This is a genomic window from Corallococcus sp. AB049A (genome assembly GCF_003668885.1).
GTDB lineage: Bacteria > Myxococcota > Myxococcia > Myxococcales > Myxococcaceae > Corallococcus > Corallococcus interemptor.
Genome location: NZ_RAWL01000868.1, coordinates 1 through 694 on the forward strand (window position 1 = coordinate 1; position 694 = coordinate 694).

The 694-nt window shown below is 53.5% G+C and carries 1 rRNA gene; it reads right to left on the bottom strand.

Going from position 1 to position 694, the window contains the following annotated elements:
- Positions 1-694, bottom strand: a 23S ribosomal RNA gene (locus D7X55_RS45855); the annotation flags it as partial.

Consider the following 694-nt stretch of genomic DNA (forward strand, 5'->3'; position numbering starts at 1 on the left):
CCACATGGTTTTCCACTTAGCACAAAATTTGGGACCTTAGCTGTGGGTCTGGGTTGTTTCCCTTTTCACGACGGACGTTAGCACCCGCCGTGTGTCTCCCATACAGTCCGTCTCGGTATTCGGAGTTTGCAATGGTTTGGTAAGTCGCGATGACCCCCTAGCCATAACAGTGCTCTACCCCCGAGAGGATACATATGAGGCGCTACCTAAATAGCTTTCGAGGAGAACCAGCTATCTCCGGGTTCGATTAGCTTTTCACTCCTAATCACACCTCATCCCCTACCTTTGCAACGGGAGTGGGTTCGGGCCTCCAGTGCGTGTTACCGCACCTTCACCCTGGGCATGACTAGATCACCCGGTTTCGGGTCTACTGCCCGCGACTATGCGCCCTTATCAGACTCGGTTTCCCTTCGCCTCCCCTATACGGTTAAGCTTGCCACGAACAGTAAGTCGCTGACCCATTATACAAAAGGTACGCAGTCACTCCTTGCGGAGCTCCTACTGCTTGTACGCACACGGTTTCAGGTTCTATTTCCCTCCCCTCTCCGGGGTTCTTTTCGCCTTTCCCTCACGGTACTGGTTCACTATCGGTCGGTCAGTAGTATTTAGCCTTGGAGGATGGTCCCCCCATGTTCAGACAGGGTTTCACGTGCCCCGCCCTACTCGTCTTCACTGAAATGGCCCTTTCAGATAC